Source organism: Micropruina sp. (genome assembly GCF_047606365.1).
Lineage (GTDB): Bacteria > Actinomycetota > Actinomycetes > Propionibacteriales > Propionibacteriaceae > Micropruina.
Genome location: NZ_JASGEN010000038.1, coordinates 1 through 13,278 on the forward strand (window position 1 = coordinate 1; position 13,278 = coordinate 13,278).

Genomic DNA, 13,278 nt, shown 5'->3' on the forward strand with positions numbered 1-13,278 from the left:
CATCGGCTCGCGCGTCGGCTGGGAATCCCGCTCCGGAAGGCGTTCACTGGTCCGGTGACCCGCTCCCGATTCCTGTCCGTCGTCTGCGTACTGACCGTGCTGCTGGCCGGCTGCGCGGCTCCGTCCACGGGTAGCTCCGCCGGACCCAGCCCGGACGGCACCGCACCCTCGGTGGCGCCGAGCACGCCGGCCAGCACCGGTAGCCCCTCACCCAGTACTCCGGCCGAGACACCCGCCGCCATCGACTGCCGCAAGGCGAAATGCGTCGCCCTCACCTTCGACGACGGGCCCGGCCCGCAGACTCCGGAGCTGCTCGACACCCTGGTCAAAGAGAAGGTGCCGGCCACCTTCTTCCTGGTCGGCACGATGATCCGGCAACACCCGGAGGTGGCCAAGCGGATCGCCACCACGCCCGGCATGACGGTGGCCAACCACACCATCAGCCACCCGATGCTGACCCGCATCGCAGCCACCAAGGCGCGCCAGGAGATCGTCGACAACACCAAGCTGATCACCAAGGTGACCGGCGTGAAGCCGCACTACCTGCGCCCGCCGTATGGCCTGCACAACGCCGCCGTGGACGCCGTCGCCGGCAAGCAGGGCCAGGCGGTCGTGCTGTGGAGCGCCGGTGCCCTGGACTGGCAGTACAACAAGCCGGCCAAGATCGTCGAGGTCACCCTGCCCCAGATCGCGCCCGGCGCGATCGTGCTGGCCCACGACATCCACCCGTGGACGATCAAGGCCGTCCCCACCCTGATCGCCAAGTTGCGCGCCAAGGGCTACACCCTGGTCAGCCTGGACGACATCCTCGGCCCCACCAAGCCCGGCAAGACCTACGTCCGCGGCCGCCACTGACCCCGGGGACGGTTCTCCCGGTCACTGGGGACGGTTCCCTTGGTCACCGGGGACGGTTCCTTTGGTCACCACACCGCTGTCGGCCCGAGTCACGAGACCTTTCGTCTCATCCGCGACGACATTGGCCGTCCGTTCAACATGGCCGTCGCAAGGGGAATATGGTGACTCTCGTGGCGACGACGACTCTTTCCCCACGCGCTCGGGCCGTCCGTTCATCCGTGGCCATGAAGGCGCTGATGGCGGTAACCGGCCTGATCATGATCGGGTTCCTGCTGATGCACATGTACGGCAACTTGAAGGTGTTCTTCGGTGCCGAATCCTTCGATCACTACGCCGAGTGGCTCAAGGGGGACATCCTCTACCCGCTGGTGCCGAAGGGTTGGTTCATCTGGATCTTCCGCACCTTCCTGCTGGCGGCGATCGTGCTGCACGTCTGGTCGGCGGCGACGCTCACCCTGCGGGCGCGGCGAGCGCGCGGCACCAAGTACGTGAACTCCAAGCCGATCCAGCAGACCTACTCGGCGCGCACCATGCGCTGGGGCGGCGTCATCCTGGCCGGCTTCCTGGTGTTCCACATCCTCCAGTTCACCTCGCGCACGATCAGGACCGGCTTCGCCGCGGACGCCGGGGCGTACGACATGTTCGTGGCCTCGTTCCAGCAGTGGTGGCTGGTGCTCGCCTACGCGCTGTGGATGGTGACGGTGTGCATGCACATCCGGCACGGCTTCTGGAGCGCGTTCGCGACGCTGGGTGCGAACACCTCGGCGACCAGCCGCAAGTGGTGGAACATCATCGCCTACGCGGTGGCGATCCTGTTGTATGTCGGATTCATGATCGCGCCGCTCGCGGTGCTGTTCGGGGCGGTGAAGTGATGGCAACCCAGACCATTGAGCGTGAGGCGGCAACCACCCAGGGTGCGTACTGGCGCGAGGGCGCCGAGGTGCACGACACCAAGGCCCCGCCCGGGCCGATCGAGGGCAAGTGGGCCAAGCGGCAGTTCGAGGCGAAGCTGGTCAACCCGGCCAACCGGCGCAAGCTGACGGTGATCATCGTCGGCACCGGCCTGGCCGGTGGTGCCGCCGCGGCGTCCCTGGGTGAGGCCGGCTACAACGTGCTGAACTTCTGCTACCAGGACAGCCCCCGGCGCGCCCACTCCATCGCCGCCCAGGGTGGCATCAACGCCGCGAAGAACTACCGCAACGACAACGACTCGGTGTACCGGTTGTTCTACGACACGGTGAAGGGCGGCGACTACCGCTCCCGGGAGACCAACGTCTACCGGCTGGCCGAGGTCAGCGCCCGGATCATCGACCAGTGCGTCGCTCAGGGCGTCCCGTTCGCCCGCGAGTACGGCGGCCTGCTCGACAACCGCTCCTTCGGCGGCGTCCAGGTGCAGCGCACCTTCTACGCCCGCGGCCAGACCGGGCAGCAGCTGCTGATCGGTGCCTACCAGGCGCTCGAACGGCAGGTCGCGTCCGGCACGGTGCAGATGTTCACCCGGCACGAGATGCTCGAGTTGATCCTGGTCGAGGGACGCGCCCGCGGCATCGTCGCCCGCGACATGGTGACCGGTGAGATCGAAACCCATCTCGCGGACGCCGTGGTGCTGGCCACCGGCGGCTACGGCAACGTGTTCTTCCTGTCCACCAACGCGATGGGCTGCAACGTCACGGCCGGCTGGCGGGCCCACCGCAAGGGCGCCTACTTCGCCAACCCCTGCTACACCCAGATCCATCCGACCTGCATCCCGGTGCATGGCGAGACCCAGTCGAAGCTCACCCTGATGAGCGAATCGCTGCGCAACGACGGACGCATCTGGGTGCCGAAGCGCGCCGAGGACTGCGACAAGGATCCGCGGCAGATCCCCGAAGAGGACCGCGACTACTACCTGGAGCGGATCTACCCGGCCTTCGGCAACCTGGTGCCCCGTGACATCGCGTCCCGGCAGGCCAAGAACATGTGCGACGAGGGACGCGGTGTCGGTCCGGCCGTCGCCGAGAAGCAGCAGGACGGCTCGACGAAGATGGTGCGCCGCGGCGTCTACCTCGACTTCGCCGAGGTGATCAAGCGGATCGGCAAGGACGGCGTTGCCGCCAAGTACGGCAACCTGTTCGACATGTACGCCCAGATCACTGCCGAGGACCCCTACGAGACCCCGATGCGGATCTACCCGGCGGTGCACTACACGATGGGCGGCGTCTGGGTCGACTACGACCTGATGACCTCGATCACCGGCCTGTACGCGACCGGAGAGTGCAACTTCTCCGACCACGGCGCGAACCGGCTCGGCGCGTCCGCGTTGATGCAGGGCCTGGCCGACGGCTACTTCGTGCTGCCCAACACCATCAACGACTATCTGGCCGCCGCGCCGTTCCCGAAGATCACAGCGGACCACCCGGACGTGGTCGCCGCGGTGCGCAGCGTCCAGGAGCGGATCGACACCTTGTTGTCGATCCAGGGCAGCCGCACGGTCGACTCCTTCCACAAGGAGCTCGGCCAGATCATGTGGGAATACTGCGGCATGGAGCGCACCGACGAGGGCCTGAAGAAGGCCATCGGCCTGATCCGCGAGTTGCGCGAAGAGTTCTGGCGCGACGTCAAGGTGACCGGTCAGAACGAGGAGTTCAACCAGACCCTGGAGCGGGCCGGACGGGTCGCCGACTTCCTCGAACTCGGCGAGCTGATGTGTGTCGACGCGCTGCATCGGCGGGAATCCTGCGGCGGGCACTTCCGGGCCGAATCGCAGACCCCGGACGGCGAGGCGCTGCGGCACGACGACCAGTTCCTCTACGTGGGGGCCTGGGAGTACACCGGCGATGTGCCCGTGCTGCACAAGGAGCCCTTGGAATACGAGTTCATCGAGCTGAAGCAACGGAGTTACAAGTGAACATCACCTTGCGGGTCTGGCGGCAGGCGAACGCCGAGGCCAAGGGCGCCATGCAGACCTATCAACTGGCCGACGTCAGCCCCGACATGTCGTTCCTGGAGATGCTCGATCTGCTCAACGAACAGTTGACCGTCGAAGGCGTCGAACCGGTGGCCTTCGACCACGACTGTCGTGAGGGCATCTGCGGCATGTGCGGTGTGGTGATCAACGGTTCGGCGCACGGACGCGGCTCGTCCCCGGTGCCGACCACCACCTGCCAGCTGCACATGCGCTCGTTCGCCGACGGCGCGGTGATCGACGTCGAACCGTGGCGGGCCGGCGGCTTCCCGGTGATCAAGGACCTGGTGGTCGACCGCAGCGCCTTCGACCGGATCATCCAGGCCGGCGGCTACATCTCGGTGAACACCGGCGCCGCCCAGGACGCCAACAACACCCCGGTGCCCAAGGCCGACGCCGACCGCGCCTTCGACGCCGCCACCTGCATCGGCTGCGGCGCCTGCGTGGCGGCCTGCCCGAACGGGTCGGCGATGCTGTTCACCTCGGCCAAGATCACCCATCTGGCGATGCTGCCGCAGGGCCAGCCGGAACGCTGGTCGCGGGTCAAGGGCATGGTGGCCCAGCACGACATCGAGGGCTTCGGCAACTGCACCAACATCGGCGAATGCGCCGCGGTGTGCCCCAAGGAGATCCCGCTGGACACCATCAGCCAGCTGAACCGCGACCTGATGCACTCGCTGTTCAAGAAGGACAAGTAGGTCCCTCGCCAGCGCTCGTCCCAGTCGCCGTCGGTCGAGCTCGTCGAGACCCTGCAGAGGTCCGGCAAGCTCGATTTCGGCCCGGGGAGGGGTTATGGCAAACTTGATCCTCGGTGCCGAACGCCCCTGCCACAGGGGGAAGGCGTCCGCACTCACGTTCTGACCAACCACGAGGTGTCCTGTGGCACCGGCGAGGAAAATTCACATGAACAAGATCGTTGCCGAGGTCACCGAGGCCTCCCTGCGTTCGGACATCCCGCAGTTCCGTCCCGGCGACTCCGTGCGGGTGCACGTGAAGGTCGTTGAGGGCAACCGCTCCCGTATCCAGGTGTTCGCCGGCGCGGTCATCTCGCGCACCGGCAGCGGCATCGGCGAGTCGTTCACCGTCCGCAAGGTGAGCTTCGGCACCGGCGTCGAGCGGACGTTCCCGCTGCACTCCCCGATCATCGACAAGATCGAGGTCGAGCGCCACGGCGACGTCCGCCGGGCCAAGCTGTACTACCTGCGTGGTCTGCGTGGCAAGGCGGCCAAGATCAAGGAAAAGCGCGACCGCTGAGCCGTCCGTCGTACTGCGGACGCGACCAGAGGCAGGAGGTCCGCGGTGAGTGAGTCACCCCCCGCCGAGAAGCCCTCGGCCGGCCGGGTGGCTGGCATGTGGGCGAAAGAGATCGCCATCGTGGTGATCGGTGCGCTGGTCGCGTCGACGCTGCTGCGGTTGTTCATCGCCCAGATGTTCGTCATCCCATCCGGATCGATGGAGAACACGCTGCTGATCCGTGACCGGGTCATGGTGCAGAAGGTCGCCGGCTGGTCGCGCGGCGACGTCGTGGTGTTCCGCGACACCCAGGGCTGGCTCGCCGACCCTGAGGAAGAGACCGATCCCGTCCGCAAGGCGCTGATCTTCATCGGCCTGGCGCCCGACGAGAGTTCGAACCACCTGATCAAACGGGTGATCGGGTTGCCCGGCGATCACGTCAAGTGCTGCGATTCGCAGGGCCGGATCACCGTCAACGGCCAACCGCTGGACGAGGGCTCCTACCTGTATTCCGAGGGTGGACAGACGGTCGAGCCGTCGACGATGCCCTTCGACGTGGTGGTTCCCAAGGACCGGATCTGGGTGATGGGCGACCATCGCAACAACTCCCAGGACTCGCGCTGCCATCTCAACGAGGGCAACGGCGGGTCGGGGGCGTTCGTGCCCACGGCCAACGTGGTGGGTTCCGCGGTAGCGATCGTGTTCCCGTTCGACCGCTGGCGAATCCTGTCGCGGCCTGACACCTTCACCCATGTTCCCGAACCGACCGCGCCACCCCCCGACCGCCCGGTGATCACCGGAGCGGTGCCCGTCTGCTGAGGCCACGATGCCGTTCGTGGTGCGTCGCGACGCGGGTCTGTACGGCTATGAGCGGGCACTCCGCCGGGCCGGATTCCCGCTGATCGCCGGTGCCGACGAAGCCGGACGCGGCGCCTGCGCAGGCCCCCTCGTGGCGGCGTCGGTGATCCTGGGCAGTACCCCCGGCGCCCAGGTGACGGGGCTGAAGGATTCCAAGCTGCTCACCCCGGCCCAACGTGAGCGCTGCTACGACGAGATCCTGACCAAGGCGGTGGCCTGGTCGGTGGTGCTGATCGAACCCGGTGAATGTGACCGGCTCGGCATGCATGTGGCCAATATCCAGGCGCTGCGCCGGGCCGTCTGGCGACTGCCCACCGCCCCGCACTTCGTGCTCACCGACGGCTTCGGCGTCGACGGGCTCGGCGCGCCCTCCCTCGCGGTCTGGAAGGGCGACGCGGTCGCCGGTTGTGTCGCGGCGGCGTCCGTGATCGCGAAGGTCACCCGGGACCGGCTGATGACCGCCGCCCACGACCAGTGGCCCGACTACCGTTTCGACATTCACAAGGGCTATTGCACGCCGCTGCACCAGCAGCACCTGGACGCGAACGGGCCCTGCGAGATCCACCGGTGGCGGTTCGAGAACGTCCGCCGGGCGGCTGCGCTGAGGCGTCCCTCGCTGAGTGCGCGGACCATATAGAGTGGGTGCGCTATGAGCGCCGAAGATCTTGAACAGTACGAGAGCGAACTCGAACTCCAGCTGTACCGGGAGTACAAGGACGTGGTCGGGATCTTCACCTACGCGGTGGAGACGGAACGGCGCTTCTACCTCTGCAACGCGGTCGACCTCAAGGTGCGCACCGAGGGCGGCGACGTCTACTACGAGGTGTCCATGGGCGACGCCTGGGTGTGGGATATGTACCGTCCGGCGCGCTTCGTGAAGTCGGCCAAGGTGCTCACCTTCCGCGACGTCTCCATCGAAGAGATCGCGCACAGCGAGCTGAAGGTTCCCGACGACCTCTGAGCCCACCGTCGGTGAGCCTGTCTTCACCGTTGGTCGAGCTTGTCGAGTCCCGTCCTCGTTGGTCGAGCTTGTCGAGGCCCCCTGTCAGCCACTGTTATCCACAGCCCGGCAGCGATTTTGACCACTTTCGGACGCCGGTGCCCACGATGAGGACGTGGAACGACAGGCAGTGTGGCGAGCGGGCGAGGTGGCGGCCGTCCAGCACCTGGTGCGCCGGGGCTGGACGATCATCGAACGCAACTGGCGTTGTTCGCTCGGCGAGGTCGACATCATCGCGCACACCGCCGAACCCGACCCGGTGCTGGTGTTCTGCGAGGTCAAATGCCGTACCGGCACCGGTTTCGGTGACCCGCTCGAGGCCATCACTGCCGAGAAACTCGGCCGGCTCAGGCGACTGGCGCTGACCTGGCTGGGTGAGCAGCAGCACTGGGTTCCGCGCTATCGGCTCGACGCCATCGGCGTGCTGCTGCTTCGTGACGGCCGACCGCGGATCACCCACCTGGAAGGCGTGGGGCAGTGACGCCGGCACGGGCCTTCTCGGTCGCGCTGGTCGGCGTCGAGGGCACCATCGTCGAGGTGGAGGCGGCGATCGGCGGCGGGCTACCCCGCATGGTGATCGTCGGCCTGGCCGACGCAGCTCTCACCGAGGCACGAGAGCGATGCCGGGCCGCCGTCCATGCGCACGGCCTCGGCTGGCCCCCGCAACTGGTCACCGTCAACCTGTCACCGGCGACGCTACCGAAGGCGGGCTCGCACTTCGATCTGGCCATCGTCGCCGCGGTCGAGGCCGCCGACGAGAAGTTCGATCGTGCGGTGCTGGAGCACATGGTGCTCTTCGGCGAACTCGGCCTCGACGGACGGGTCCGCCCGGTGCGTGGTCTGCTGCCGGCCCTGCTCGCCGCCGTCACCGCGGGCTTCAGCACGGCGGTCGTGCCCGCCGCCCAGTTGCGGGAAGCCCAGTTGGTCGAGGGCCTCACGCTGTGGGGAGTCAACGATCTGCCCGATCTGGTGGCGGTGCTGCTGGGCGGCTCGCCGAAGCCGGCGCCCGAACCGGTGATGTCGGTCGGCGATGAGCCGGCGCCGGTCAAAGACCTGAGCGACGTGGCGGGCCAACTGGAGGCGAAGTGGGTGATCGAGGTGGCGGCCGCCGGCAGGCACCATCTGCATCTGCACGGCCCGCCCGGTGTCGGCAAGACCCTGCTGGCCGAGCGGCTGCCGGGCATCCTGCCCGACCTCGACCAGGCCGAGGCGTTGGAGGTATCGGCCGTCCACTCGCTGGCCGGGCTTTCACTCGATGGCGGTCTGATCCGGCGCCCGCCCTACGCCGACCCGCATCACACCGCGTCGTTGGCGAGCATCGTCGGCGGCGGGGCGAGGATCGCTCAACCCGGTGCGATCAGCCGTGCCCATAACGGGATTCTGTTCTTAGACGAAGCGCCGGAGTTTCCGCCGAGAGTGCTGGAGGCATTGCGGGTGCCGCTGGAATCCGGCCGGGTGGTGCTAGGCAGGGCGGCTGCGCAGGCTACCTACCCGGCCAGCTTCCAGCTCGTCCTGGCCTCCAACCCATGTCCGTGCGGCAACGCGGGTACTCCGGGTGCGCAGTGCCGTTGTGCACCGATGGCGGTCCGGCGCTACGGCGAGCGGATCTCCGGCCCGATCCTCGACCGCATCGACATCCGGCATCAGCTGCGTCCGATGTCGCGTAGCTATCTGAAGGCCGCACTCGGCGGAGGCGAGACGTCCGCAGCGGTCGCCACACGGGTGGCCGAGGCGCGTGAGCGGCAACGGCATCGACTGGCTGAGCACGGCTGGCGAACCAACGGCGAGGTACCCGGTGCGGCGCTGCGACGCGTGCTGCCCCTGCCGGACGGCATCGACCTGCTCGACGACGCGGTCGCGCGCGGACGGCTGTCCGCCCGCGGCGTCGACAAGGTGCTTCGGCTGTCCTGGACCGTCGCCGATCTGGCCCGGGCCGACCGCCCGGACCGCGACCATCTGCACACCGCCCTGGCGATGCGCCACGGGCTCGAACTGGGAGGGGTCGGCAGTGCACGAGCGTGAGGCACGGATGGCGTTGTGCTGCGTGGTCGAGCCGGCCAGCACCGCGGTCACGGCAGCGGTGGCCGAGCACGGACCGATCGCGGTGCTGGAAGGACTCCGCAGCCGTGCGTCGCGCTCGCGGTGGGCGCAACGGGCACAGGCGCTCGACCTGGACGCCGTCCGGCGAGCCACCCGTCGCAACCGGCTCCGGTTCGTGATCCCGGCGACGACGAATGGCCGGCTTCGCTGAGCGTCCTCGCCACCTGCGAATCGGTGCAGGAGATGAACGGCATGCCGTTCGGGCTGTGGGTGAAGGGCGATGCGAACCTCGCCGAAGTGTCGGCCCGTGCCGTCGCCATCGTCGGGTCGCGAGCCGCGACGGCCTACGGTGAATCGGTGGCCTCCGACCTGGCCGCCGGCCTGGGCGGTCATGGTGTGAGTGTGGTCAGCGGGGGAGCGTACGGCATCGACGCGGCCGCACACGCCGGGGCGCTGGCCGGCGCCGCACCGACGGTCGCGGTGATGGCCGGCGGCCTGGACAAGCCGTATCCGCCGGGCAACGCCACCCTGCTGCAGCGGGTCGCCGGTCAGGGGCTGCTGGTCAGTGAGCTGCCCCCCGGCGAGCATCCGACCCGGGCCCGGTTCCTGTCGCGCAATCGGCTGATCGCCGCGCTGTGCCCGGCCACGATCATCGTGGAGGCCGCCTGGCGCAGCGGGGCGCGCAACACGGTGAGCTGGGCGAACGCCTGCGGCCGGGTCGTGCTGGCCGTGCCGGGTCCGGTGCACAGTGCGACCTCGACCACGCCGCACCGGCTGATCCGCGACGCCGAGGCGGTGCTGTGCACCGGGGTGTCCGACGTGCTGGAGCTGGTTGGGCCGCTCGGACGCCCGACCGCCGCCCGTCCCGATCAACATCGTGTGCTCGACGAGCTCAGTGCCGACGAACTGGCGGTCTACGAAGCGATTCCGGCGCGTGGCGAGATCGACACCGGCGAGGTGACGTTGCGGGCCGGTCTGCCTCTGGGCAGCTGTCTCGGCATCCTCGACAGAATTTCTGACCGCGGCCTGGTCGAGCATGGCGCCGCCGGCTGGCGTCTGCCGCGTCCCGCTGTCACTCGCGCGGGTGACTGATGCGACAGCGACATCTCGATACAGTGACGGGTGTCGGGGGGACATTTAAGACGCTGTTGACCGAATCGCACCACATCAAGGGGGGATGGGGCGATTCGGCCAGTGGCGGTTCTTTCAGCCATTTGCCTTCACCCGCCGAGAGCCTGCTCGCTGTGGAGTGCGGTCGTGTGGTGACGCCGCCCGATCAATGGGGGAGCGCCAGCACGAAGGGACGGCAACCATGCTGGATTATCGTCGCAGCTGTGAATGTTGCGGCCGTGAGCTTGCGGCCGGAGATCACCGCGTCTACATCTGTTCATTCGAATGCACCTGGTGTGCGGCCTGTGCCGCCACATTTCCCGGCGGAGGCTGCCCCAACTGTGGCGGCAGCCTGCAGCTGCGCCCGGCCCGCGCCTTCAGCCGGCGAATGCACGCGCCGACCGTCCAGCCGCACTCCGACACCCGTCGGCTGGTGCACAGCGCCTGACACCAGGCGGTAGACGCGGCGACAGACAGGATCGCGGCGCGCCGCATTAGGGTGTCGGTCATGACTCGAGGACCACTCAACCGGGCGCTCGAGGGATTCACCTCGACCATCTTCGCCGAGATGTCCGCGCTGGCCGTGCGCACCGCCTCGGTCAACCTGGGGCAGGGTTTTCCCGACTTCGGCGGTCCGGACAGCATGCTCGAGCGGGCTCGGCAGGCGATCGCCGACGGCGTCAACCAGTATCCGCCCGGACCCGGCGACCCGACGCTGCGATCGGCCATCGCGGCACATCAGCAACGCTTCTACGACATCGAGCTCGACCCGGACAGCCAGGTCCTGGTCACCGCCGGGGCCACCGAGGGCATCGCGGCCGCCATGCTGGGCCTGCTCGAACCCGGTGACGAGGTGGTCCTGCTCGAGCCCTACTACGACTCCTACGCCGCAACCATCGCCCTGGCCGGCGGGGTACGCCGTCCGATTCGGCTGGAACCGCCTGACTTCGCCCTGCCTCGCGAAACGTTCGCCGCCGCGATCAATCCCCGGACCAGGTTGCTGCTGATCAACTCGCCGCACAATCCGACCGGCGCGGTGCTGAGCGCCGACGACCTCGCCTTCATCGCCGAACTCGCCGTGCGACACGACGTGCTGGTGGTCACCGACGAGGTCTACGAGCACCTCACCTACGACGGCGTCGCCCACCTGCCGCTGAGCGCCCTGCCGGGCATGGCTGAACGCACCGTCACCCTGTCGTCGGCCGGCAAGACATTCTCAGCGACGGGTTGGAAGATCGGCTGGGCCACCGGTCCGGATGAACTGGTCGCTGCCGTCCGGGCCGCCAAGCAGTTCCTCACCTACGTCAACGGGGCACCGTTCCAGCCGGCGATCGCCGAGGCGCTGCAGTTGCCCCACAGCTACTTCGACGGCTTCCGGACGGCGATGCAGGACAAACGCGATCGGCTGATCGACGGCCTCACCAAAGCTGGCATCGCCACCTTCCGGCCGCGGGGCACCTACTTCGTCGTCGCCGACGCCCGCAGCCTCGGCTACGCCGACGGCTACGAACTGTGCCGTGCCCTGCCGGAACTGTGTGGTGTGGTCGCGGTGCCCATGCAGGTGTTCTACGACAACCCGGACGGCGCACGTCACCTCGTCCGGTTCGCCTACTGCAAGCGTGACGAGGTGCTGGACGAGGCCGTCCGGCGGCTAGGTGCGCTGCGCCGAGACTGATCGGTCGGAATCAGGCGGTGAGCCCCAGGCGGGCGAAGGCTTCGACGAGCCCGGCCCGCTCCGGCGGTGGCACCACCAGGTCGGCCACGGCCAGCACCGGCTCGGGAGCGCCTTCGATGACGACCGCGGTGGCGGCGTCGCGCAGCATCTCCAGGTCGTTGTAGCCGTCGCCGATGGCCACCACATCGGCCTCGTCGGCACCGAAATGGCGGGCGGTGAGCTTCATTCCGACCGACTTGTTCACCTCAGCCAGGTACAGCTCGCCGGCGCGCTCGCCGAGTTCCAGAGAGCTCGGCAGGAAGCCGACCCCGGTCGGAAGGTGGCGTGCGACGTCCGCCATGGGCAGATTCGCGTCGAAGCAGGCGGCCTTGCTGAACGAGACCGTCTTGAGGTCGTCGGCGACGTGGAGGGCGTCGAGAATGTCCACACCGGTGCGTCCGGTGGCTGCCTCGTCGCCGCGGTCCACCTGCAGCAGTGCGGCGATCCGGGCGCGGGTGGCCGGACGCGCGTGCACGGCGTCCGGTGCTTCCAGGATGTAGGCCACGTCGTGCGCGTCGAGCACGGACACGACCTGGGCCCCGAGTTCGGCGGGGAAGCGCTGGTCGGACAACACTTCGCCGTCCACCTCGATGTAGCCGCCGGCGGCGCCGACCATGCCGTCGAAGAGAGCCCGGACCTCGTCGCTGACCAGGGAGCGCGGACGCCCCGTGCACAGCACGACGTGGTGACCCCTGTCGCGGGCTTCGCGAACCGCCTCGGCGTGGGCGGGAGGAATTGCTCCTCGGTCGGCGATGGTTCCGTCGAAGTCGATGAACACGATCTTGCCCACGAACGAAGCAACTCCTGAAATTAGACGTTTCAACTAAAAAACAGTCTATGCGGACTGCCGTGGACGTCACAATCGGCGTCCACGGGTGCTCCGAGGCAGCCGCGCCGGCGTGGAACCTCAGAAGTCCCAGTCGGAGTCCTCGGTGTTCACCGCCTTGCCCATCACGTAGGACGAGCCGGAGCCGGAGAAGAAGTCGTGGTTCTCGTCCGCATTGGGCGACAGCGCCGCCAGGATGGCGGGGGAGACCGCCGTGGCTTGCTTCGGGAATAGCGGCTCGTAGCCGAGGTTCATCAGCGCCTTGTTGGCGTTGTAGCGCAGGAACATCTTGACGTCCTCGGTCTGGCCGAGCGGGTCGTAGAGGTCCTCGGTGTAGTTCTCTTCGTTGTCGTACAGCTCGTAGAGCAGGTCGAAGGTGTAGTCCTTCAGCTCGTCGCGCCGCGCCTGGGACGCCTCGCGCAGGGCCACCTGGTACTTGTAGCCGATGTAGTAGCCGTGCACCGCCTCGTCGCGGATGATCAACCGGATCAGGTCGGCGGTGTTGGTCAGCTTGGCGTGGCTCGACCAGTACATCGGGGCGTAGACGCCGGAGTAGACCAGGCACGACTCCAGCATCGTCGAGGCGACCTTGCGCTTCTCCGGGTCGTCGCCGTAGTAGAAGTCGAGCACGATCTGCGCCTTGCGCTGCAGGTGTTCGTTCTCTTCGCTCCAGCGGAACGCGTCGTCGATCTCGGCGG

16 protein-coding genes are annotated in these 13,278 nt (G+C 68.0%); 14 read left to right on the top strand and 2 right to left on the bottom strand.

Annotated features, from left to right (window positions below):
• The 14 genes from QM624_RS05245 to QM624_RS05310 form a co-directional block, all read left to right on the top strand.
• On the top strand, positions 1-855 hold an 855-nt coding region (locus tag QM624_RS05245), incomplete at its 5' end, for a polysaccharide deacetylase family protein (protein ID WP_415089465.1).
• Positions 856-1,079: 224 nt separating this feature from the next.
• A complete protein-coding gene (locus QM624_RS05250) occupies positions 1,080-1,727 on the top strand; it encodes a succinate dehydrogenase cytochrome b subunit (RefSeq protein ID WP_415089496.1) in 648 nt (215 codons plus the stop codon).
• Complete coding sequence (locus QM624_RS05255; RefSeq protein ID WP_415089467.1) at positions 1,727-3,742, top strand: fumarate reductase/succinate dehydrogenase flavoprotein subunit; 2,016 nt, start codon at positions 1,727-1,729, stop codon at positions 3,740-3,742. Before QM624_RS05250 ends, QM624_RS05255 begins: the two co-directional genes overlap by 1 nt.
• Positions 3,739-4,497 (top strand): succinate dehydrogenase/fumarate reductase iron-sulfur subunit, encoded by a 759-nt coding sequence (locus tag QM624_RS05260; protein ID WP_415089469.1) that lies wholly within the window; start codon positions 3,739-3,741, stop codon positions 4,495-4,497. The genes QM624_RS05255 and QM624_RS05260 overlap by 4 nt, the downstream gene beginning before the upstream one ends.
• Before the next feature lie 205 nt (positions 4,498-4,702).
• Positions 4,703-5,053, top strand: a complete 351-nt coding sequence (gene rplS / locus QM624_RS05265; RefSeq protein ID WP_415089471.1) for a 50S ribosomal protein L19 — start codon at positions 4,703-4,705, stop codon at positions 5,051-5,053.
• Positions 5,054-5,098: 45 nt separating this feature from the next.
• Positions 5,099-5,851 (top strand): signal peptidase I, encoded by a 753-nt coding sequence (gene lepB / locus QM624_RS05270; protein ID WP_415089473.1) that lies wholly within the window; start codon positions 5,099-5,101, stop codon positions 5,849-5,851.
• Between the two features lie 7 nt (positions 5,852-5,858).
• Positions 5,859-6,527 (top strand): ribonuclease HII, encoded by a 669-nt coding sequence (locus tag QM624_RS05275; RefSeq protein WP_415089475.1) that lies wholly within the window; start codon positions 5,859-5,861, stop codon positions 6,525-6,527.
• Between the two features lie 12 nt (positions 6,528-6,539).
• Positions 6,540-6,851 (top strand): DUF2469 domain-containing protein, encoded by a 312-nt coding sequence (locus QM624_RS05280; protein ID WP_298128911.1) that lies wholly within the window; start codon positions 6,540-6,542, stop codon positions 6,849-6,851.
• Between the two features lie 154 nt (positions 6,852-7,005).
• Positions 7,006-7,371 (top strand): YraN family protein, encoded by a 366-nt coding sequence (locus QM624_RS05285; protein ID WP_415089478.1) that lies wholly within the window; start codon positions 7,006-7,008, stop codon positions 7,369-7,371.
• The gene (locus QM624_RS05290; RefSeq protein ID WP_415089480.1) at positions 7,368-8,912 is read left to right on the top strand and encodes a YifB family Mg chelatase-like AAA ATPase; all 1,545 of its coding nucleotides are present in this window, start codon (positions 7,368-7,370) and stop codon (positions 8,910-8,912) included. The genes QM624_RS05285 and QM624_RS05290 overlap by 4 nt, the downstream gene beginning before the upstream one ends.
• Positions 8,899-9,141, top strand: coding sequence for a hypothetical protein (locus QM624_RS05295; protein ID WP_415089483.1), 243 nt, complete (start codon positions 8,899-8,901; stop codon positions 9,139-9,141). Before QM624_RS05290 ends, QM624_RS05295 begins: the two co-directional genes overlap by 14 nt.
• Positions 9,142-9,173: 32 nt before the next feature.
• Positions 9,174-10,022, top strand: a complete 849-nt coding sequence (dprA, locus tag QM624_RS05300; protein ID WP_415089485.1) for a DNA-processing protein DprA — start codon at positions 9,174-9,176, stop codon at positions 10,020-10,022.
• Between the two features lie 220 nt (positions 10,023-10,242).
• On the top strand, positions 10,243-10,488 hold the full coding sequence (locus tag QM624_RS05305; RefSeq protein ID WP_415089487.1) for a DUF1272 domain-containing protein: 246 nt from the start codon (positions 10,243-10,245) through the stop codon (positions 10,486-10,488).
• Between the two features lie 60 nt (positions 10,489-10,548).
• The gene (locus QM624_RS05310; protein ID WP_415089489.1) at positions 10,549-11,715 is read left to right on the top strand and encodes a pyridoxal phosphate-dependent aminotransferase; all 1,167 of its coding nucleotides are present in this window, start codon (positions 10,549-10,551) and stop codon (positions 11,713-11,715) included.
• A 10-nt stretch (positions 11,716-11,725) separates the two neighbouring features.
• On the opposite strand, the gene QM624_RS05315 is transcribed toward QM624_RS05310, so the two are convergent.
• Both QM624_RS05315 and QM624_RS05320 read right to left on the bottom strand, forming a co-directional pair.
• Positions 11,726-12,544, bottom strand: a complete 819-nt coding sequence (locus QM624_RS05315) for an HAD family hydrolase (protein ID WP_415089491.1) — start codon at positions 12,542-12,544, stop codon at positions 11,726-11,728.
• Positions 12,545-12,661: 117 nt separating this feature from the next.
• Positions 12,662-13,278: ribonucleotide-diphosphate reductase subunit beta (locus QM624_RS05320; RefSeq protein WP_415089494.1), on the bottom strand; the 617-nt coding region annotated here is incomplete at its 5' end.